The organism is Phycisphaerae bacterium, assembly GCA_012729815.1.
In the GTDB taxonomy this organism is placed as follows: domain Bacteria; phylum Planctomycetota; class Phycisphaerae; order JAAYCJ01; family JAAYCJ01; genus JAAYCJ01.
On the sequence record JAAYCJ010000300.1, the window covers coordinates 34,849 to 55,501 of the forward strand.

Genomic DNA, 20,653 nt, shown 5'->3' on the forward strand with positions numbered 1-20,653 from the left:
CCTTCTTCTTACCAAGCCGATTGACTTTCCAGCCGTGGGTGCTATCGTACTGCCTTTACATCGGGACGAGGTGTGTTGACGGTTGATTTGTTGGAGACGGGCGATGGCCAAGGTGCATGCGAACTGGCATGAGGACGTTTTTTTCGGGATTCACTACGATCTGCACGCATCGGCGGACGATACGGTGCTGGGCAAGGAGTTGACGGCCGAGCACCTGCGCGAGCGGCTGGACCGCGTGCGGCCCGACTGGATCCAGTGCGACTGCAAGGGTCACGCGGGCTATACGAGCTGGCCGACGCAGGTGGGTTCGACCTCGCCCGGCGTGGTCAAGGACGCGCTGCGGATCACCCGTGACGTGACGAAGGAACTGGGCATCCGGCTTGGCATGCACTATTCGGGCGTCTGGGACACTCGCGCCGTCGAGTTGCATCCGGAGTGGGGCCGGATCGACGCGAAGGGCGAGCGCAGCCCGCACATGACCTGCCGGATGAGCGGGTACACCGACGAACTGCTGATCCCGCAGATGCTGGAACTCGTCGAGAAGTACGACGTGGACGGGTTCTGGGTGGACGGCGAGAACTGGGCATCCGCGCCGTGCTGGTGCGAGAAGTGCCAAGCCGAGTTCACCCGCCGCACCGGCATCAAGGACATTCCCGCCGAGGCGGGCCAGGCCAACTGGGATGCGTGGCTGGCCTTTCACCGGGACCTGTTTATCGAGCACGTGACCCGTTACGCCGAAGCCGTGCATGCGAAGAAGCCCGAGTGCCTGATCTGCAGCAACTGGATGTACACGGTGCGCCAGCCCGAGCCGGTCCGGTGCCCGGTGGACTATCTCTCGGGCGACTACGACTGGCGATGGGGCGTGTACCGGGCGGCGGTCGAGGGACGGGTGCTCGACTCGCGCGGGCTGCCGTGGGATCTGATGGCGTGGGGATTCACGAAGGGCGGCGAGATGGACGGCACGCCGCCGTGGGTCGAGAAGACGGCCACGCACCTGTGCCAGGAGGTCTGCGAGGTGGTGGCGTTGGGCGGGGCGGTGATGGTCTACAACCTGCCGCAGCGGACCGGTTGGCTGACCGGCTGGCACCAGGACCTTCTCGGCGAGGTCGCCCGTTTCTGCCGGGCGAGGCAGGACGTGTGCTTCAAGTCGCACACGCGGTCGGAGGCGGCGGTGCTGCATCTGGCCGACCACTACTACGCCCACAACGACCCGCTGTACAACTACGGCGAGGCGGTCCGCCCGATCGAAGGGGCGCTGCACGTGCTGCTCGAGACTCAGCGGTCGACGGACATCCTGCTTCAGGAGCACCTGGATCGGCTCGACCGCTACAAGCTGGTGGTGGTGCCGGAACAGACGCGGCTGTCGAAAGAGACCCTTGCGGCCCTCGAGACGTTCGCCCGCAACGGCGGCTTTGTGATCGCCAGCGGCGACCATCTGGCCCGCGAGTGTTCGGAGCTTGTCGGCGTAGTGGCGGACGGTGATCCGCTTCGACGCGAGAGCAGCCGTAAGAAAGACTCGATCTTCTATCTGCCGGTTGACGGCCGGGCGGTCGGAACGGGCGGCCCGTGGAAGCCGGTCAGACCGGCCAAAGGAACCGAGGTGCTCTGCTGCCTGATGGAGGAGCAGGAATCGGAGAAGGACACGACGGACTGGCCCGCCGTCACCCGCCGCAAGGTCGGCCGCGGTGCGGTCATTGCCATTCACGGGCCGGTCTTCCGCGACTACTTTGTGGGCCACTATCCGCTGTTGCGGCGGTTTGTGGCGAAGCTGATCGACGGCCAGCCGATTGACTGGACGGTGACGGCGCAAGGGCCGTCGTGGCTGGAGATCGTGGTGCGGGAGAAGGACGAGCGGCTGCTGGTGAACCTGGTCAACCGCGGTGCGGGTGAGACGCTGTATCCGAATCGGTTGATCATCGAGCAGCTTCCGGCGATTCCGAACGTGACGATCCGCATTCGGCGGGAGAGCCCGCCGCGGCAGGTCGATCTGGCGCCGGACCACATGCCGGTCGAGTGGCGGTTCGCGGACGGCGTGTTGACGGTCGAGGTGCCGCTGGTCCACATTCACAACATTCTGGTCGTCCAGTAGACCGGGAGGATCGACGGTTGCCGGCGGACGCAGGCCAATTGGCTGAGGAGTTGATCGGTCGTTTGCGGGAAGCACCGGGCCGGTATCTGCTCGGGCTGACCGGCATTCCGGGCAGCGGCAAGAGCACGCTGGCCGCCCGGCTGCAGGACGCGATTGCCGAGCGATTGGGCCCGGACCGGTCGGCGGTGGTGGCGATGGATGGCTTTCACTGGCCCAATCGGGTGCTTGAGATGAGGAACCTGGTCGGCCGGAAGGGATCGCCGCCGACGTTTGACGCCGCCGCGTTCGCCGAGTTGCTGCGGCGGCTGCGCGAGGTTCCGCCACAGACGGTCATGGCTCCGGTCTATGATCGGCGGCTCCACGCACCGGTCAGCGACGCGATCGAGATCGGCCCGCGGGTCGAGCTGGTGATTGTCGAGGGCAACTATCTGCTGTTGTCCGAGGGACCGTGGGCGGCGATCCGAGGGCTGCTCGACCAGGTGTGGTTCATCGATATCCCGCTGGAGATGTCCATGCAGCGGGTCCGCGACCGTCACATCGCGGGCGGCATGGCCCCTGACGCCGCGGATGCCAAGGTGGCGGCCAACGACCGGCTGAACGCCGAGTTAATTCTCTCGACGCGGTCCCTGGCGGACGAAACGATAACTGCTGATGTATAACAAGAAGTGATAGTTGATCATGGACTTTCGGCAGGCTTTATGGTCTTGACTTTTTCAGCTTATCGGACTATTAGATTCTGCATTGTTGTGGATAAGCGGATAGGGACACTGATTAGGGGATCAGAGTCGGCATGATGGAAAAAGCGATCAGTTCAAAACAGGTATTTCGGTTCATTTTGTTTCTGTACGGGTGCTGGCTGGCCTTCCTGGCCTCGCTGGTGATGTTGCGGCATCTGGGGTACTAGGCTTTTTCGGCGAGGCGGCAGGGAGATCTTCCATGACGCGGTACAACTGGAACCGGCTGATCAATCTGGTTCTGGCGGTGCTGGTGGTGGGGATCACGTTTAGCGGGGTGGTCATGAAGGTGGTTCTTCCGCCGGGCAGGGGCGGGCGGCACCTTGGCGGTGGTCGCGGACAGGGGTGGGGACGCGCGATGCTCGAAGGCGGCGAGCCGGAAGGGCCGCTGACGCTATGGGGTCTGGGGCGGCACGATTGGGGCGAGATTCACTTGTGGCTGGCGACGGTGATGATCGTGTTGGTGGTGGTGCACATCTGGCTGCACTGGGGCTGGGTCAAGCGGGCGTATTTCGGATCGCCGTGTCCGCCGCAGGATGAGGTCGAGTCGTCCGGTTCCGATGAACCGTGCCCGGCCGATCGCTCGGCGTCCGAGTGAGGCTATTCGTACCGCAGGGCTTCGACCGGGTCGAGGCGCGAGGCCTTGTAGGCCGGGTAGATCCCGCTGACGATCCCGGTGATGATCGCGACGCTCAGGGCGGTGGTGATGACGGTGCTGGGCGTGTAGGGGCTGAACAGCCCGCGCGAGAGGTCCTCGATCGCCTTGCCCAGGCCGATTCCCAGGAGCACGCCGATCGCGCCGCCGATCAGGCTGATCGAGCTGCTCTCGGCGAGGAACTGGGAAAGGATGTCCGTCCGTTTGGCTCCGACGGCCATGCGGACGCCGATTTCGCGGGTCCGCTCGGTGACCGAGACCAGCATGATGTTCATGATGCCGATGCCGCCGACCACCATGCTGATGCCCGCGATGCTGTAGAAGACGATGCCGAGGATGTCGGCGTAGTCCTTGACGCCTTCGAGGAGCTGCTCCTGGCTGAAGAGTCCGAAGTCGGCCTTTTCGCCGGGTTTGATCTTGTGGCGCTTGCGGAGGAGTTTGGTGACCTGCCCGCGTCCCTCCTCGGTCAGGTCGGTGCTGCGGGTCTGGACCGAGATGGAGTGGACGCTTCGGTAGCCGAACAGGCGTTTCATGGCGGTGCTCAGCGGGACCACGACCTGCTCGTCGACGCGGGTAAAGCCCAGCGTGCCCTTCTTCTCCATCACGCCGACCACGGTGAAGGGCTTGCCCTTGATCTTGACCAACATGCCGACCGGTTCGGCGCGGCCGAAGAGTTCCTCCGCGACCTTGTGACCGAGCACCACCACGTAGGCTTCGGACTGGACGTCGCTGCGGCTGATGAACCGCCCGGCCCGGACGGTGTAGTTGCGGATGGATGAGTATTCCGGCGTCGTGCCGAGCACGCTGCACGCCATGTTGCGCGAGAAGTATTTGACGGAGGCCGCTCCGAGGACCTCAGGGGCGGCGCGGAGGACGGCGTTGCACTGGCGGACGATGGCGTCGGAGTCGGCGATGTGGAGGGTTTCGACGTCGCCGGTCGCCCGTCCACCGTTGCGGGCGGCGCCGGGAAAGACGATCAGGACGTTGGAGCCGAAGCTGCTGGCGGTTTCAAGGATTTCCTTGGTCGCGCCCTTGAGGATGGACATGGCGGCGACGACCGCGGCCACGCCGATAATCACGCCGAGCGTCGCCAGCAACGAGCGGAGCAGGTTGGTCCGGAGGGCCCGGATCGCAGCCAGGATGATTCTGAGATAGAACATGGTCACCTGTTATTCAAATCGAAGGCGGGCAGCGCCCACCCAACATTGCTTTCCGCATCCTATTCGGTCTTGGCGGCGGTCTGTCGGACCAGGGCGGCGGTTTCCTCCATGGCGGCTTGGCGCTCGCGCGGATCGGTGGGACCGTCGTGGACGATCTTGCCATCCCGCATCTGCACGATCCGCTGGGCCTGGACGGCGACGTCGTGCTCATGGGTCACGATCACCACGGTGACGCCCTGCTGGTGCAGTTGATGGAAAATCTGCATGATCTGGGCTCCGGTCCGCGTATCGAGGTTGCCGGTGGGTTCGTCGGCCAGGATGACTTTCGGGTTGTTGACGATGGCCCGGGCGATGGCCACCCGCTGGCGTTCGCCGCCGGAAAGTTCAGCCGGGACGTGGCGGGCCCGTTCGGCCAGACCGACCTTTTGCAGGGCGGCCATGGCCGCTTCGTGCGTGCGGATGCGCCGGGCGTAGAACAGGGGCACCGCGACGTTCTCAGCCGCGCTGACCCGCGCGAGCAGGTTGAACGTCTGGAACACAAAGCCGATCCGCTGATTGCGGGTCTCGGCGAGTTGGCTTTCGGAGAGTTTGCCGACCAGCAGGCCGTCGAGATAGTAGCTGCCCTTGGTCGGGCGGTCGAGGCAGCCGAGGATGCCCATCATAGTGCTCTTGCCGGAGCCGGAGGGTCCGGTGATGCTGACAAACTCGCCGGCGCCGATCTTCAGGTCCACCCCGTCCAGGGCGCGGACGTCGGTCGCTCCCATATGGTAGATCTTGTGCACGTCCGCCAGTTCGATCAGGCATTTGGCGGCTACGCGGTCCGATTCGCGGCTGCGGCTGGCCGTTTGGGTCTGGGGCACTAGTCCTTGTCTCCCTCGTCCTCTTTCATTTTCTGGGGCAGGCGGATGTAGACCTCCTGGCCTTCCTTCAGGTCGCCGGTCTCGATCTCGATCCGTTCGGGCCCGGCCAGGCCGAGCTTGACCGGCATGAACCGCGGTTCGTCGCCGTCCTTTTCGCCGGGCACGTAGACGCCGTGCTGCTCGTTCTTGATCTTGATGGCCTCGATATCGACCAGCAGGACGTTCTTGCGGGTCCACGCGGTGAAATCGACGTTGGCGTGCATGCCGAGCATGAGTTTTTCGCGGGCGGCGGCTTCGAGTTCGATACGCACGGTGTAGGTCACGACGTTGTTGGCGACCTGCGGGTGCGGATAGATGCGTTCGACGGCGCCGGAGAAGGTTTCCTCCGGGAAGGCGTCGACCGTGACCTTCACGTTGCTGGCGGACTGGAGGATATTGACGTCCTCCGCGGTGGTGTCGCGTTGGGCCCCGTCGGCTGGGCGGGTGGCCAGGTGCGCGCCGTCACTGGAGGGGGCGAGATCCCGCACGCGGCCGATGTCCGCCTCGTCGACGTCCGCCTCGACGTAGAGCCGGCTCAGGTCGGCGATGGTCATCATGGTGGTCCCGCCGGTGACGGTGGTGATGCCGCTGGCAATGATCTGGCCTTCCTGGACCAGCACCTGCTGGACCTGGCCGTTCATCGGGGAATAGACCTTGGTTTCGCGAAGGCGCTTGTTTGCCTGGTCGAGGGCGACGTTGGCCATTCGCACGCCCTGCTCAGCCAGTTTCACGCGGGTCCGGGCCTGCGAGACCAGCAGGCTCTTGTTGAGCGCCTCGCGGATGCGCCCGGCCTGGAGCAGGATATTGGCACGGGCCTGCCACATGGTCATCAACGCGGTCTGGTACTCCACCCGGCCGGTGTAGCCCAGATCGCCGCCGTTCGACTCGTTCGAGAGCACCTTGGTTCCTTCATCCACGAGCCGGCTGACCGCCAGGGCCTCGGCTTCGGCCAGGGCCACGGTTCTCTCGCAGGCCCGCACCAGCAGCTTGGCCCCGTCGCTGACCAGTTCGAACTCGGGGTCCAGCAGCGGCGCGGGCTCGATGGCGTCTTCGGCGACGATCGGGAAGGCGGCCAGCACGCCGGCCTTTTCCTGGCGATAGAGTTCCTGCTGGCGGAACTCGAGGGTCACCCTCCGCAGTTCGGCCCGCGTGGCGTCGAGGCTGGCCAGGGCCAGTTCCATCGCCGTCAGCCAGTCCTTGTGGATCTGGGCCGCCGCCTGCTGCTCAAGCTGAAGACTTTCATCGGTGCGGGCCTTCTCGGCGGTGGCGTTGCTGACCACCAGTTCCTCGTCGGACGGGTCCAGTTCGATCAGCAGATCGCCCTCGCGGACCATGTCGCCGGGCTCGAAGAAGACCTTCAGCACGGTGCCGCTGGCCTTGGACTTGATCTCCCGCGGCTTGGAGGCCGGTTCGATGGTGCCGGTGGCCCCGATCGGAATCTCCAGGTCGCCGACCTCGATCTTGGTGATCAGAGGCTTTTCCCAGGAAAGTGCCGTGCTCTTGCGCTTCTGGTACCAGCTATAGACCAGAAATCCCACCACGAGCAGAACGACCAGCGTGATGATATGTTTCTTCCGCATTATGCTCCCTGTGCTGACAACGTGGAGTCCGCAGGCCGGTCAAGCCGCCTTGCGGGTCCGGCGGGTGATGGTCGCGCCGCATGCGGGGACCGCTCGTTCGCCGACTGTCTTCAGGCGTAACGCACAATTATAATACTCACGAATCCGAATGGACACAAAATTACCTTTCGCTTGCGCAGCCGGATCCGCATCGCAACGACGGCTCTACCTCTTGTACGTCGTCACGGGGTTCTGAAGTTTCATGAGTTTTTCGCTGATCCGTCCTGGTGCGAGATTGAGTCCACGTTTGCGGCTGCCATCACCGCACCTCTGTATGGCGACGGCCATGGCGAGACCGTCGGCTTCGGCGGAGCAAAGCAACGGAAAGGTGTACCCGCTGATGTCCTCCTCGGCGGTCGGTGCCTTGGGACGGCCTCGAAAGTTGTAGAAATGTCGTATGACTGAGACACCTGCCGCAAGGATGTCCGCCTGAACTCCAGCCGATGACTGTGCCTCGGCAGGGGCGCACTGCGGACGATTGGCGGAGGGGGTTTGGCCGTCGTTGGTGCTCAGAGCTGCTTGGATCAACGTCCGGCGGATATAGTACCGGTACTAGCTGCCGAGCTGGGCTGGGACGGGCCGATTCCAGGCAGGGTGTTGACTTTCAGGTCTGGTTCAGGTATGGTGCTGGTATGACGCAGATCGGGTCGGACAGGTCGGATTTGCTGGTGGTGGACCGCGTCGAGCGGGAGTTGCGGGGGGCGCTGCGGGATTTGTCCGGGCCTTCGGGCGGCAAGCTGCCGGAAGAGCGGGAGTTGGCTCGGCGGTACGGGGTCAGCCGCGAGTCGGTCCGCCAGGCGATGGCCCGGCTGAAGCGAGAGAACCTGGTCCGGTCGATCCGGGGCAAGGGAACGTTTGCCATTTCGCCGCGGCGGACGGCGACGGTGGTCCACCTGGTGACCTCGGGGCCGCTGGAGCAGTACAACATGATGGCGGCTGGGGTGCTCAGCGAGGTGCTCAAACGCCGGGGACTGACCTCTCATCTGGCGTGCTCAAGAGACCCAGCGGCGGAGTGGGATGCAATCATCAACGGCTTTCGGGACGGACTGGGCATGATCCTGGTGGGGGCGTTCGAGCGGACGACGGTCGAGGCGCTGATCTCACGCTGCGAACTGCCGGTGGTGCACGTCTCGGACCTGCGGGAGCCATTCCGCAGCTCGCCGGTCTGTGACGCGGTGGTCAACGACAACGTGGCTCTGGCCTGCGGCGCGACGGAGTACCTGATACGTCAGGGGCACCGGCGGATCGCCCTGCTTGGGTGGGATTCTGACTGCTGCTGGGATCGGGAGATGATTCGCGGTTACAGCGATACCCTGCGGGCGCACGGCATCGATCCGCGTCCGGAATGGCGGCTTGAGATGCCCTCGTCCAGACGGAACGAGGACGATCCACAACGCAGGCTGGCCCAGGCGGAGCGGGTGCATCGCACGGTGGCGGGTTGGCCGGTGGGACAGGAGCCGACGGCTTTGGTGCATTTTGGAGCCGATGAGATCGGCATGCGCGACGCGATCGACGAGTATCTGGGCAGCCGCTTTGCCGGGCAGGTGATGGCGATGACGTACTGGGAACTGTTGCTGATGGGCTACCGGGGCACATCGGACGCCACGGCGGCGGCGGTCCGGTTCGAGGATATCGCGGAACGGGCGGTGGAAGTGCTGCTGAACCGACAAGAGGATACAGGTCCGCCGGTGCGGGAGATCCGCGGCCGGGCGTTCTTGTGCGAACGGCGAGGCGGAGTGTGGAGGCCACAGCGATGATGATTTCGAATTTCGGAAGGCGTTGTCGGTGGGCTGGTTCGCGGCGATCCACCACGGCCGGTGGCACAGTGAGGGCCTCGGGTTTCACACTGATCGAGTTGCTCGTGGTGGTGGCGATCATCGCGGTGCTGGTGTCGATGCTGCTGCCGGCGCTGGCGTCGGCCCGCAGCCTTGCCCAGCGAACCGCGTGCGCCTCGAACCTGCGGATGATCGGCGTGGGGTACATGGCCTACGCGCAGGAGTACACGTTCTTCCCGACCGGGCTGATGATCGAGTGGGTTCCAGGAACGAACAACCGCACGTTCCTGCTGGATGTCATTGAGGAGGAGCCGGCGCGGGCGCTGAATCGCCTGATCGCTGACGAACCCTGTGCGGAGGTGTCGCAGGACATCAAGGCTGAACCTCTCAAGCAATCGGTGTGGCGATGTCCGACGATCGAGGCCACAGATTGGACACTGTACTGGGAAGCATGGAATAAGAGAATAGGTTTTCGTCCGCCGGGTTTTGGCTACATGTTCCAGGCCGGGCTGAACACAGGTCCGGGCTATCGATACTTCGGCTGGAGTTCGCCGTCGAAACCGGAAGACCCGATGGGTCCAATGGTGGCGGACCGGTTGACCAGCGGCTGGGTGGTGCCGCCGACGTACTGGAACAGCAACCACAGAGGGAGCGGCACGCAGGGCGTGGCGGGCATCAATCAGTTGTACAGCGACGGCCACGTGAGGTGGCACGATTCATCCGAGTTCTCGTCGGGCGCGCCGGCTTCGGGCTGGACGTACGCCCACGGCCACGACTGGCCGCACTACTACTGGGTCGAGCGTCCGTAGAACGCGTTTGCGACTTTCCTGAATTTGGAGCACAATTGATGAGACAATGGTGGCTATCCGTGTCGGTTGCGCTGCTTGCCTCGTTGCCGGTCGCAGCGGAGAAGACCCTGCCGATGATTACGATCGAAGGCGACAAGTTCGTCGCCGACGGCAGGGAGTTCAAGATATGGGGATTCAACCAGGGCGGCGGGCTGCACCTGGGCGACCTGCACCTTCAGGAGCAGGCCGATCAACTGGAGTTTCTGGGGGTGAACATGCTGCGGCTGCACGCGATCGACTGGACGACGTGCGGCGATTCGCCCGGGCCGAACAATGAGCCGCTGGAGACCGGGCTGCGGCCGTGCGGGGCGAACCTCAAGAGCACGCGAGGCCTGGTGAACGTCGATAAGTTCTACCGGTTCCTCGACGCGATGCGCGAGAAGGGCATCTATGTAGCCATCACGCTCAGCGTGTGCAGCCACATCGGGCCGGGCGACGTGAGCATTCTTGAGACCACGCCCGAAGACGCCAAGGCCTGGGTCGATGCGATCAACAAGCTGAACACCCCCGGGCCCGACCTTCAGCTCTACAAGAGCCTGCCCGCGATCGACGAGCGGGCGCTGCTGCTCCGCAAGGAATGGGCAACCGACCTGCTCTCGCTGCGGAACCCCACCACGGGAGTGAAGCTGGCTGAGGACACCCAATTGGCCTTTTTCAACACGGCCAACGAAAATTCCTCGTGGGGCACGTTCTATCGCAACGCATTCTTCAAGAACCTCCCGCCGTACTTCATGGCCAAGTTCGTCGCCAAATGGAACGAGTTTTTGCGGGACAAGTACGGCAGCGACGAGCAACTGGCGGAGGCCTGGAAGCAGGAGGGCAAAAAGGGTCTCCTGCCCGGCGAATCGCTGGTCGACGGAACGGTGCGGCCTCTACCGGTTGACGCCATCGCCTGCACGGAGGAAGAACTGCCGGAGAAGTCTTTCGGCGTGTTCTGCGAAGCCCGGCGTCTGGATTTCGTCCGGTTCACCTTCGAGCTGGACGCCGCCCATCAGCGGATCATGCGCGACCACTACCGCTCGCTCGGCTGGACGCGGCCGACCATCTACAGCGACAACGCCATCGGGATCGGCCCCGACACCGGCCACATGTGGCTGGCCAGCGATCTGATGCCGTACATCGAGGAGCATCCGTACGACGAGGCGTATTACGACGTAGTCCGGGCTGAGAAGGTCCGGATCTGCACCTACTGCGGTTCGAATTTCCTGACCGCCGACGGCGCGGACCGGCCGATATGGGGCAGCGAGTTCCGCGAAGGGACAGGCACGCTGAGCTGGACGCGGATTCCCATGCCCATGTACGCCGCGATGTACCACAGCCTGCAGGGTCGCGACGGGCTGACCTGGCACGTGTGGGACATGATGCGGTACCGGATGCTGGATGACCCGATGCCGATCTTCGAGAACAGCGGCTGGCACTGCAACTGGGATTACGCGTGGCAGTTCAGCTACCGGGCGGCCGGTCGGCTGTTCAAATCGTGCGAGATCGAGCCGCTGCCCAAGGGCAGCCCGTTCCTGATCACGTTCATGGACTGGCAGGGCAACGTCAACAACGACCAGGTCTACCGCCGCGGCGGCGACGATCAGACCGCGATCCTGCGGATCAACACCGAACACTTCCGTACGGTGGTCTCGCCGATCGCCCGCGCGGTGGACTTCAGCGACGTGACGGTGAACCTGACCAGCGATCAGATCAACACCGTCTACGTCGAGAAACTCTCGGACGACGCCTACGAAGTGACCGCGATCGGCACGACCGGCGGCATGGTCCAGGGCCAGAACAGCGCGCTGCACCCGCGGCTGTTCGTGACCGGCGACGTGACGTTCAAGGGCCGCGCGATCGACCACATCGAGCACATCGATCGCCTCGGACGGCTGATCGAGACGGTGGCGGGCACCGGCGCCGCGATGCCGTTCGTCAACGGCGTCCGGCTGTACCGGGTCCACCTGCGGTAGTTTTCCAGAAGGAGCATCCGAATGAACCGAATTCTGATCGGCGTCGTTGTCCTTTTCTGCACGGCCTGCGCTTCAGCCGAGCCGCCCACCGTCGCGCCGGTGCGAGAATTGCCCATGATCACCATCGACGGCGGGCGGTTCGTCGCCGACGGCAAGGAGTTCAAGATATGGGGGTTCAACCAGGGCCGCGGCCTGAACCTCTCGGACTATCATCTGCGGAAATCGGTCGATCAGCTCGAGTTTCTCGGGGCCAACGTGCTGCGCCTGCACGCGATCGACTGGACGTTCTGGGGCGAGTCCGACGCGAAGGGGAACGCAGTGTCCTCGGGTCTGCGGCCGTGCGGGACGGATCGCACGAACACGCGCGAGCTGGTCAACGTGGACAAGTTCCACCGCCTGATGGACGCGCTGCGCGAAAAGGGCATCTACGTGGCCATCACGCTGACCGTCTGCCAGAACTTCGTGCCGGGCGACGTATCGGTGCTCGAGACAACGGAGCCGGATGCCCAAGCCTGGTCGCAGGCGGTGGCCGAACTCAACGCCATGGATGACGGTTCGCAGATCCACGTATTCAAGGTCCTGCCGGTGTTCGACGAGCGGTCGCTGGCCCTGCGCAAGGAATGGGCGGCGAACCTGCTGAACCTGCGGAATCCGACGACCGGGCTGACACTGGCCCAGGACCCGCAACTGGCGTTGCTGAACGTCGTCAACGAAGGATCGAGCTGGAGTACGTTCTTCCGCAACAACCACATGGCGCACATGCCCGAGTACTTTCTGGACAAGGTCAAGGCGCGGTGGAACGGATATCTGAAGGACAAGTACAACGGCGATGAGCCACTGGCGGCTGCCTGGGCTCAGGAGGGAAAAAAGGGACTGCTCGACGGCGAGTCGCTTGGGTCGGGCACGGTGAGACTGCTGCCGCTTGACCCGGTCTCGCTGCCGAAGGAAGAAGTGGAGGAAAAGGGTTTCCCCGGTTTCTCGGATGCCCGGCGGACGGACTACATTCGGTTCCTCTGGGAAATGGACGCCGAGCACCAGCGGACGATGCGCGAGCACTTCGCCGCCCACGGCTGGACGCGCCCGAGCAGCTACTGCGACACGGTGGGCATCGACGGGACCACCGGCCAGTGGTGGATGGACAGCGACCTGATGCCGTACGTCGAGGACCATCCCTACGACGAAGCCAACATCGACATCTTCCACTGGGGCTGGATCCGCCTGTACAAGTACCCGGGGGCGACGTTTCTCGTCCCGCGCGGCGGAGCCGACCGGCCGCACTGGGCCAGCGAAATCCGCGAAGGGTCGGGCTGGCTGAGCTGGACGCGGATTCCGTTTCCGCTGTTCATCGCCGCGTATTACTCGCTGCAGGGACGCGACGGAGCGACCTGGCATGTCTGGTCGATGGACCGCGAGCACTACCTCAACGAGACGACTATGGCCGACGACCTGAGTTGGTGTCACTGCAACTGGGACACCCCATGGCTCTACGTTTACCGGGCGGCCGGACGGCTGTTCAGATCGTGCGAGATCAAGCCGTTGCCGGCCGGCCACGAGGCCCTGGCCCGCTTCGCCGACTGGGATTGCCAGGACGCCAACTTCCAGAACGAGCGGGTCGTTCGCATCCACGGCGAGAACCGGGCCATCCTGACCGTCAGCACCGATCATTTCCGGGCGGTCACCTCACCCTATCCACAAAAGAAGGAGTTTTCCGACCTGGCGGTCGATATTACCTCCAGGACGATCAATACGGTGATTGTCGAGAAGATCAGCGATCGGCTCTACGAGGTGACGGCCGTCGGCAAGGCCGGCGATATGAAGCAGGGCGAGAACATCATGTTCAAGCCCATGACGAGCGTGGCGGGAACGGTGACGTTCAAGAACGGAACCATCGCGTCGATCGAACACGTCGACCACACGGGCGTGGTCTACGAGACGGTCGAGGGCGACGGCTCGGCCATGCGGTTCGTGCCCGGCGTCCGGCTGTACCGGGTCCACCTGCGGTAGCGCCGCCTCCAAAGGAGAGGAAGTCGGCATGGACGCGAACGGTCAGCCGTGGTTCGGGTTCTCCTATTACGCCTACGTGCCCAGCGAGCTGGAGCTCGAGGACCGCGACGGTTCGCTTCGCCGCCGGTTGTTCACCACGGCGTGGGAACTGATCCCCGACGACCTGAAACCCTACTCGCGGATGATCCCGTTCTTCATCGGCTCAGCGGAAGGGTTCCTCAGCTTCGGCGGCGCCAGCCGGCAACAGATCCGCCGGGAAATCCTCGAACTCTCGGACCAGCACGCGATCCCCATCCACCCGTACATCCGCATGGCCTTCGACCGCAACTGCCGCGAGTGGCACGCCGACATGGAGGTGCCGCTGGGCGACCTGGAGCGGATGTTCGGCGAGCACGAGCACCTGCTCGGGGTCCATATCGGCGAGATGGCGGGCGAAGCGGGCTTCTTCGCTGAGGAACGGGCCTACCTGATGCGGACGATCGAGCTGGCCGCCCGCTACGGCAAGACGGTGAGCCTGTGGGACCACGCGAACCTCTGGCAGGTGCTGCTGCTGGATGAGGAATTCGTCGACCTGATCCGGCGGTGTCCGAAAACGTTCGTGCCGCTCTGGGAGACCAACGGGGCCAAGACCGCCTACGCCGACCAGGGCATGCCGTTCGGCCTGTGGGCCTCCGGTTTGGTCGAGCGCTGGGGCGTCAACCCGCAGGCCGGCTGGTACTGGTTCGAATCGGGCTTCCGTGAGATGTGGAGCGGGCGGTCAATGTCCGGCAGCGAAGCCAAGGCGCCGGACGTGCTGTGGAGCTTGATGTCGGCCCTCGGCGCGTCGGCGGGAGCCCAAGCCTACTTCTTCGAGGGAACCGAGGGGTGGTTCTGGAACTTCCGCGGCAAGTTCAACGAGTCCGCAGATGCCGAGTGGGATCCGGACGTCGGCTCGATCAAGAAGGTCAAGCTGCCGCAAACGCTCGACCTGACCGAGACGTTCAAGCGGGCGATCCACCCGACGCTCAAACGGCTGCTCGAACCGGGTGCGATCCCAACCCGGCAGCAGGTCCTCGAACAGGTCAAGGTCATCTACCGCACCAAATGGCTGCCCGACGACACCACGCCGGTATGGAACCCGGAGATGTTCCGCCGGATGAGCTGGGCCACCGGCATGTACGACGACCTGGCCACGCTGCCGTCGTTCTGGTCGCTGCCCGCCGAACAGAAGAAGTTCTACATGGGCCATCTTTACCCAGCCACCTACGGCGTCACGCACGGCAGCGACCTGGTGCCCAAGACCTCGCGATACTACTGGATTCCCGTCGTCTCCAAGTATGCCGACCCGTCGCTCCTGCCGCCGGACAAGCTGGTGGTCGAGTCCGGGCAGTTCAAAAAAGAGGACGAAGCCAAGCGGTTCTTCGACCAGAATGTGCCGCGCCAGGACAGCGGTTCGGCGTGGGTCGCCTGCGTCGGCCGAAGCGTCTATGTCTTTAATCGCCACGAGAACCAGCCGGTCGACGATGAGTTTCACTGCCGGATCGGCGGGTTCCAACTGTCCGGCCGCATTCCCGCCCTCGCGTTCCTGCTGGCCACGGACGATGGGACGGGCCTGTCGATTTACGTCAACAACTTCATCGGTGTGCTGGACGAGCGACAGATGGAAATCCAGATTCGCTCGCCGCGACCCTTCGAGGTCTCACTTGCGCCGGCGGACATCCGTTCCGACGTGAAGACCTCCCCTGACCACACGACAGCCGAGTTCCGCCTGACGTTCAACGGATCGGCTGAACTCCGGGTCGCCGTCTGCTGACGGACGTTGCCGCTCCTGCCGAACCGGTCGGACCGTTTTCAGTAAATCTTAGCCCGGGCGCCCAGATCGCCGTTTCGGTCGATCATTCCGTTGCTGTTCCAGGAATCGGCGTCATAGTCGAAGCCGCGGCTGTAGCCGCTGTAGCTCGCGCAGCCGCCCAGCGTCAGCAGGGCCAGAAGCAAACCCCCGCCCAACCATCGAATTATCCCCCTCACGCCTCGCATCGCACACCTTCCTCGGATGGGCGTCTCGAAGCACTGTTCCACTCATCCAGTTAATTGTATGCGTCGCGGTATGTGCCGCGACCCCTTTCAAAACGTCACTTCTCTTCGAATAGCGTTCCTGCCAACAGCTTTGTTTGTTATACTATTCATGCAATCCAAGCCATTCTGTACCCGGGAGAGAATGTATGGCTGTACTCATTCTGGGCTTGATCGGTTTGCCATGCTTCTGCAGTTCCGCCGCCGCAGCGGACCAGCCCGTGGTGCGATGCATCTATCTGGTGCCTGCCGATCGCAAACCGTGGCCTGAGTTTCCGGAGCGGCTCGATGCATGGATTCAGTATGCCCAGTGGTATTTCGCATGTCAGTTAAGGGGACACGGCCACTCATGGCGGACTTTTCGCTTTGAGAAAGATCGCAAGGGGCGAGCCAGGTTCAGCCTGATCCGTACTCAGCGTTCCATGAAAGAGTTGATGACATGGAATGCCTCGAAACAGGCATACGCCGAGTTCCTTGATGGAATGGCGGAGTCCAGCCGAGTTGCATGGCGGCGATCTATTGTGGTTATTTTCCGTGAAACACTGGAGATGGAGTCGGATGGAGCCTTGTACTGGGGGGGCACGAGAGGCGGAGGAGACCTTGCGTACGTGAGTACCGCATCGCTAAGGCTCGGACGGCCGGAACGGTTCAACAGCAATGAGGAGTACGCTGGCAGAGTCTTGCCGGAACTTGCGGAGGCGGTCAAACAGGGGCATGGCGACAGAGAATTACTGTCGCGTCCACTCAAGGAGCGTGCATTGCCGGCACACCTGGGCTCAACCCTTGGGTCGATCAGTGGAGACTGTTACGGCGCTCTTCTCCACGAACTCGGCCATGCATTTGGCCTTCCGCATACTGGGGAACTGCCAGTGGTTCCTGATCTCCAGAAAGAGGTCAGTTTCAGAAATGCAGGATGGTTGATGAGAACCCACTGGAGGCTTCGAGGCAATCTCGTTCGTGGAGTCCGCGACGCGTGCGCCGGGCTCACGGGTGAAGAGGCAGATGTACTGGCCAGAAGTCCCTTCTTCAACAAGATACTTGATCGAAGGGAAGTGAAAGAGCTTGACCGAGGGTGTGGAGACATGAGTGTCGTGTCCCGCAGGCCGGCGATTGGCCTGGATGGTCGCGTCATGCACGATGAAGGAGGGCAAGTGGTGATTCAGAGCGTGAGCGGCAGTGGCGCCGAGTGATGCCACACGGCGAAGACGGCGGGTGAACCTGACGTTGCCCGTCAGAACCACCGGCCCTACGAGAGCGTGGTCCGGTCAGATTTCGCGGTCGACCGCCTCAGCGACGCGGGCGAGCTGGTGCATCAACTCGGCGAAGGCGTCGCTCTTGACGGACTGGGCGCCGTCGGTCAGGGCGTGCTCCGGATCGCTGTGAACTTCGATGATCAAGCCGTCCGCCCCCGCGGCGATCGCGGCCCGGCACATCGCCGGCACCATGTAGGCGTGGCCGGTGCCGTGGCTCGGGTCGATGATGATCGGCAGGTGGCTCTCCCGCTGCACAGCCGGGATGATGCCCAGGGCCAGCGTGTTACGGCAGTATTCCTCGAAGCTGCGGATGCCGCGCTCGCAGAGGATCACGTTCGGGTTGCCCGCCGTCATCACGTACTCCGCGGCGAACAGGAGCTCTTCCAGCGTCGCGCTCCAGCCTCGCTTCAGGAGCACCGGCTTGGGCTGCTGGCCGACCGCGCTCAGGAGCCGGAAGTTGTGCATGTTCCGCGCGCCGACCTGAAGGATGTCGGCGTGGTGGGCGACCCGGCTCACGTCCGTCTCGCTGAGCACCTCGGTCACGATCGACAGGCCCGTCCGCTCGCGCGCCTCAGCCAGGTACTCCAGCGCCTCTTCGCCGAGCCCCTGGAACGCGTACGGGTTGGTCCGCGGCTTGAACGCTCCGCCGCGCAGGGCCGTCCCGCCCGCCGCTTTGACCGCGTCGGCGATTTCGATGATCTGGCGGCGACTCTCGATGCTGCACGGCCCGGCGATGACCGCGAGCTTGTGCCCGCCGACGGCGAAGCCGGTCTCCTTGATCTGGACCACCGTCCGTTCCCGCTTGACCTCGCGCGAGGCGATCTTGTACGGAGCCAGGATCGGAACGATCCGCTCGACCATCGGCGCGGTCTCAAGCCGGCCCTTGTCCGCCATCCGCTTGTCGCCGATCGCCGCCACCACCGTCCGGTCGGTGCCGCGTATGACGTGGTCGCGCAGGCCCATCTCGCGGAGAAGTTGGACCACGTGCTCGATGCTTTCCGGGCTCGCCCCGGGTTCCATGACGATAATCATGCCGCGTCCTTTCCTGAAGTCCGATCCGCAATTATAGTCGGCGGCGGAGGGTCTGCAAACGGTGCAGTTGACAGAGGCGGCGTCGCTGAGGCGGCCGAAGGCGGATCATTCGTACCCGCACTGGTACTGGTCGTAGTTCTCGGCGTACTCGATCAGCCACTCGTCGGTCGATTCGTAGATCTGCGCGAGATAGTCCATGCATGGGTAGCGAATGGGAAAATGGAGAAAACTGGGCGATAGCTGCTGCATGGCGGTGGCCCGGTCGTCGCCGGCGATCAGCATGCGGTAGACCGCCGACACCCCGCCCGTCCGGTCGGCCCCGCCGAGGCAGTGGATCAGGATCGGGTACTGGGCCGTCTGGAGCGTCTCCACGATCGCCTCGAGCAGCTCCGGCTCGGGCAGCGAGCGGCCGCTCATCCGGAAATCGACCAGCGTAACACCCATCTCCTGACAGATTTGGGCCTCTTCATCGTACCAGGGATCGCCGGCGTGGTACCCCCGCAGGTTGATCACCGTCTTGAGGTCGAGCAGGTCGATCGCGTTCTCCAGCTCGAAACCGGTCGGCTGAGCGCTGCGGTAGGCCTTGCCCGGATCCAGCTCGTGCAGATTAAACGGCAGGTCCAGCCCGGAAAACAGAAACCGGGCGTCGGTGCACCCAACCAGCGTCGCCGCCAACAAAAGAACGACCGGAAAAGTGCGCAATCCACGACGGCTGACGGAACAGAATTGGGATCCCATACTCTCTGCGTAGCTCCTGTGTTTCCTATCCGGCGTCGCCGCCCGAAGCGGCGATCGGGGCCTGTCATTATTGTAACCTTGATTGGCTGCGTGTCTACGGGCATGAGGTATTCGAGTTGTCGGCGTGCTGGAGGTTTGCTATGATCGAAATCGCGTGTGGGAGTTGAACTATGCCCAAGCTGACGCTGAGCATGGACAACGAGACGATCGCCCTGGCCCGGGAACTGGCCGCCGCGAGCGGCGTCAGCGTCTCGAACATGGTGGCGCGAATGATCCACGCAATGAAACGGCCGCCGCTTGGCAAGATCAGGATCGGCCCGATCGCACGACGGGCTTCCGGTCTTATCCGGATGGCGCCCGATGAGGATGAGCGGGAAACCCTCGCCGACGCCCTGATCGACAAGTACGAGTCGAGCAAGTGAACGTTCCAGAGGACATGAGTTCCTTCGTGTCTTGTACGAACCAAGCGGTTTGCGGTGCGTCTGATCCTGGATCGCCATCCGTGCAACGGAGCCCATCCTGGCTTCTGACTTCTGTATCCTTCTACCCGCGCGGTTCGATCTTTTCCATTCCGCCCATGTACGGCCGCAGAGCCTGCGGCACCGTCACCGAGCCGTCGGCGTTCTGGTAGAGCTCCAGCAGCGGGATCAGGATGCGCGGCGAGGCGATCACCGTGTTGTTCAGCGTGTGGCAGAAATGAATCTTGCCGTCGGCGTCGCGGTACCGCATGTTCAGACGCCGGGCCTGGAACTCATAGAATCGCGAGGCGCTGTGCGTCTCGCTGTAGGCCTGGCGCGACGGCATCCACGTCTCGATGTCGAACTTCTTGACCTGCCCGATGCCCAGATCGCCCGTGCAGACCGCCACTACGCGGTACGGCATGCCGAGCGCCTGGACCACCGCTTCGGCGTTGGCCAGGATCTCATCATGGAACGCGACACTCCTGCCCTCGTCAGCCGGCCCCACGATCACCTGCTCGACCTTGTCGAACTGGTGGATGCGGTAGATGCCCGCGGTGTCCTTGCCGTACGTGCCGGCTTCGCGCCGGAAACAGCTCGACAGGGCCACGAACTTCTTCGGCAGCGCCGCCTCGTCGAGAATTTCGTTGGAGTGATACGCCGTGACCGGGACCTCAGCCGTTCCGACCAGGTAGACGCCGTCACGCTCGCAGGCGTAGGCCTGCTCCTCGCCCCCGGGAAAATACCCGGTGCCGCGCATGACCTCCTCGCGGACCAGCAGCGGCGGGGAGATCGGCAGATATCCGCGGCTGATCATGTGGTCCATCGCCAGCCGCAAGACCGCCCAGTGCAGCATGGCCCCAGCCCCGGTGAGCATGTAGCTGCGGGTGCCCGCCAGTTTGACCCCGCGCTCCACGTCGATCAACCCGAGCTTCTCGCCAAGCTGAACGTGGTCGAGCGGCTCAAAGTCAAACTCGCGGACCTGGCCCACCCGCCGCAGCTCGACGTTCTCGGTATCGTCCTTGCCCAGCGGCACGTCCTCGGCCGGGATCTGCGGCACGCGAAGCATCAGCCGATCGAACTCCGGCGCCAGTTCCTCCTGACGGGCGGTCAGGTCCTTCTCGCGCTTCTTCAATTCGCTCATCTCGTCGATGAGCCGCTTCTTATCCTCAGCCGGAGCCTTGGCGATTTGCTTGCCCGCGGCGTTTTTGGCCGTCTGAATGTCCTGAAGATCCTGCTTGATTTGCTTAAGCTGCGAATCAATCTCCAAAAGCCGATCCACGTCGCACTCGATCCGCTTGACCTGCGCCGCCCACTTCACCTTGTCCGGGTTCTCCCGGATAAACCGGATGTCCAGCATGTCTGATCCTCGTTTCCTAAAA

The 20,653-nt window shown here is 63.7% G+C and carries 17 protein-coding genes; 10 read left to right on the plus strand and 7 right to left on the minus strand.

The features are described from left to right. Nucleotides 1-103: 103 nt before the first annotated feature. The 3 genes from GXY33_19535 (at nucleotide 104) to GXY33_19545 (ending at nucleotide 3,421) form a co-directional block, all read left to right on the plus strand. Nucleotides 104-2,089, plus strand: a complete 1,986-nt coding sequence (locus tag GXY33_19535; protein NLX07337.1) for a hypothetical protein — start codon at nucleotides 104-106, stop codon at nucleotides 2,087-2,089. Between the two features lie 17 nt (nucleotides 2,090-2,106). After that, the gene (locus GXY33_19540; GenBank protein NLX07338.1) at nucleotides 2,107-2,748 is read left to right on the plus strand and encodes a nucleoside/nucleotide kinase family protein; all 642 of its coding nucleotides are present in this window, start codon (nucleotides 2,107-2,109) and stop codon (nucleotides 2,746-2,748) included. A 277-nt stretch (nucleotides 2,749-3,025) separates the two neighbouring features. Continuing rightward, complete coding sequence (locus tag GXY33_19545) at nucleotides 3,026-3,421, plus strand: DUF4405 domain-containing protein (GenBank protein NLX07339.1); 396 nt, start codon at nucleotides 3,026-3,028, stop codon at nucleotides 3,419-3,421. Nucleotides 3,422-3,423: 2 nt separating this feature from the next. On the opposite strand, the gene GXY33_19550 is transcribed toward GXY33_19545, so the two are convergent. From GXY33_19550 to GXY33_19560, 3 genes are read right to left on the minus strand one after another with little or no spacing between them, the layout of a single operon-like run. Further along, a complete protein-coding gene (locus GXY33_19550) occupies nucleotides 3,424-4,638 on the minus strand; it encodes an FtsX-like permease family protein (protein NLX07340.1) in 1,215 nt (404 codons plus the stop codon). Between the two features lie 59 nt (nucleotides 4,639-4,697). After that, nucleotides 4,698-5,438 (minus strand): ABC transporter ATP-binding protein, encoded by a 741-nt coding sequence (locus GXY33_19555; GenBank protein NLX07341.1) that lies wholly within the window; start codon nucleotides 5,436-5,438, stop codon nucleotides 4,698-4,700. 59 nt (nucleotides 5,439-5,497) lie between these two features. Next, a complete protein-coding gene (locus GXY33_19560; GenBank protein NLX07342.1) occupies nucleotides 5,498-7,117 on the minus strand; it encodes an HlyD family efflux transporter periplasmic adaptor subunit in 1,620 nt (539 codons plus the stop codon). A gap of 671 nt (nucleotides 7,118-7,788) precedes the next feature. Here GXY33_19560 and GXY33_19565 point away from each other — a divergent pair. The 5 genes from GXY33_19565 to GXY33_19585 are packed head-to-tail and all read left to right on the plus strand — an operon-like array spanning nucleotide 7,789 to nucleotide 15,530. Then, entirely contained in the window at nucleotides 7,789-8,913 is a 1,125-nt protein-coding gene (locus GXY33_19565) for a GntR family transcriptional regulator (GenBank protein NLX07343.1), read from the plus strand. Then, complete coding sequence (locus tag GXY33_19570; protein NLX07344.1) at nucleotides 8,913-9,740, plus strand: prepilin-type N-terminal cleavage/methylation domain-containing protein; 828 nt, start codon at nucleotides 8,913-8,915, stop codon at nucleotides 9,738-9,740. Before GXY33_19565 ends, GXY33_19570 begins: the two co-directional genes overlap by 1 nt. 59 nt (nucleotides 9,741-9,799) lie before the next feature. Further along, nucleotides 9,800-11,734: a hypothetical protein gene (locus GXY33_19575; GenBank protein NLX07345.1), complete on the plus strand. Its 1,935-nt coding sequence runs from the start codon at nucleotides 9,800-9,802 to the stop codon at nucleotides 11,732-11,734. Between the two features lie 21 nt (nucleotides 11,735-11,755). Beyond that, nucleotides 11,756-13,738 (plus strand): hypothetical protein, encoded by a 1,983-nt coding sequence (locus tag GXY33_19580; protein NLX07346.1) that lies wholly within the window; start codon nucleotides 11,756-11,758, stop codon nucleotides 13,736-13,738. Nucleotides 13,739-13,766: 28 nt separating this feature from the next. After that, nucleotides 13,767-15,530 (plus strand): hypothetical protein, encoded by a 1,764-nt coding sequence (locus tag GXY33_19585; GenBank protein NLX07347.1) that lies wholly within the window; start codon nucleotides 13,767-13,769, stop codon nucleotides 15,528-15,530. 38 nt (nucleotides 15,531-15,568) lie between these two features. Here GXY33_19585 and GXY33_19590 read toward each other — a convergent pair whose 3' ends face one another. Further along, on the minus strand, nucleotides 15,569-15,754 hold the full coding sequence (locus tag GXY33_19590; GenBank protein NLX07348.1) for a hypothetical protein: 186 nt from the start codon (nucleotides 15,752-15,754) through the stop codon (nucleotides 15,569-15,571). 185 nt (nucleotides 15,755-15,939) lie between these two features. Between GXY33_19590 and GXY33_19595 the strand changes: the two genes are divergently transcribed. Then, on the plus strand, nucleotides 15,940-16,980 hold the full coding sequence (locus tag GXY33_19595; protein NLX07349.1) for a hypothetical protein: 1,041 nt from the start codon (nucleotides 15,940-15,942) through the stop codon (nucleotides 16,978-16,980). Nucleotides 16,981-17,055: 75 nt separating this feature from the next. Here GXY33_19595 and aroF read toward each other — a convergent pair whose 3' ends face one another. Beyond that, entirely contained in the window at nucleotides 17,056-18,075 is a 1,020-nt protein-coding gene (aroF, locus tag GXY33_19600; protein NLX07350.1) for a 3-deoxy-7-phosphoheptulonate synthase, read from the minus strand. A gap of 105 nt (nucleotides 18,076-18,180) precedes the next feature. Further along, the gene (locus GXY33_19605; protein NLX07351.1) at nucleotides 18,181-18,750 is read right to left on the minus strand and encodes a dual specificity protein phosphatase family protein; all 570 of its coding nucleotides are present in this window, start codon (nucleotides 18,748-18,750) and stop codon (nucleotides 18,181-18,183) included. Between the two features lie 233 nt (nucleotides 18,751-18,983). On the opposite strand from GXY33_19605, the gene GXY33_19610 reads away from it, so the two are divergent. Continuing rightward, the gene (locus GXY33_19610) at nucleotides 18,984-19,235 is read left to right on the plus strand and encodes a hypothetical protein (GenBank protein NLX07352.1); all 252 of its coding nucleotides are present in this window, start codon (nucleotides 18,984-18,986) and stop codon (nucleotides 19,233-19,235) included. Nucleotides 19,236-19,356: 121 nt separating this feature from the next. On the opposite strand, the gene serS is transcribed toward GXY33_19610, so the two are convergent. Continuing rightward, complete coding sequence (gene serS / locus GXY33_19615) at nucleotides 19,357-20,631, minus strand: serine--tRNA ligase (protein ID NLX07353.1); 1,275 nt, start codon at nucleotides 20,629-20,631, stop codon at nucleotides 19,357-19,359. Between the last annotated feature and the right edge of the window lie 22 nt (nucleotides 20,632-20,653).

Excerpts from the sequence above, each read along its gene's own strand:
- GXY33_19550 (NLX07340.1), bottom strand. The coding sequence starts at position 4,638 with ATGTTCTATCTCAGAATCATCCTGGCTGCGATCCGGGCCCTCCGGACC.
- GXY33_19585 (NLX07347.1), top strand. The coding sequence starts at position 13,767 with ATGGACGCGAACGGTCAGCCGTGGTTCGGGTTCTCCTATTACGCCTAC.
- GXY33_19545 (NLX07339.1), top strand. The coding sequence starts at position 3,026 with ATGACGCGGTACAACTGGAACCGGCTGATCAATCTGGTTCTGGCGGTG.
- GXY33_19570 (NLX07344.1), top strand. The coding sequence starts at position 8,913 with ATGATTTCGAATTTCGGAAGGCGTTGTCGGTGGGCTGGTTCGCGGCGA.
- GXY33_19580 (NLX07346.1), top strand. The coding sequence starts at position 11,756 with ATGAACCGAATTCTGATCGGCGTCGTTGTCCTTTTCTGCACGGCCTGC.
- GXY33_19535 (NLX07337.1), top strand. The coding sequence starts at position 104 with ATGGCCAAGGTGCATGCGAACTGGCATGAGGACGTTTTTTTCGGGATT.
- GXY33_19595 (NLX07349.1), top strand. The coding sequence starts at position 15,940 with ATGGCTGTACTCATTCTGGGCTTGATCGGTTTGCCATGCTTCTGCAGT.
- serS (NLX07353.1), bottom strand. The coding sequence starts at position 20,631 with ATGCTGGACATCCGGTTTATCCGGGAGAACCCGGACAAGGTGAAGTGG.
- GXY33_19560 (NLX07342.1), bottom strand. The coding sequence starts at position 7,117 with ATGCGGAAGAAACATATCATCACGCTGGTCGTTCTGCTCGTGGTGGGA.
- GXY33_19610 (NLX07352.1), top strand. The coding sequence starts at position 18,984 with ATGCCCAAGCTGACGCTGAGCATGGACAACGAGACGATCGCCCTGGCC.
- aroF (NLX07350.1), bottom strand. The coding sequence starts at position 18,075 with ATGATTATCGTCATGGAACCCGGGGCGAGCCCGGAAAGCATCGAGCAC.
- GXY33_19565 (NLX07343.1), top strand. The coding sequence starts at position 7,789 with ATGACGCAGATCGGGTCGGACAGGTCGGATTTGCTGGTGGTGGACCGC.
- GXY33_19590 (NLX07348.1), bottom strand. The coding sequence starts at position 15,754 with ATGCGAGGCGTGAGGGGGATAATTCGATGGTTGGGCGGGGGTTTGCTT.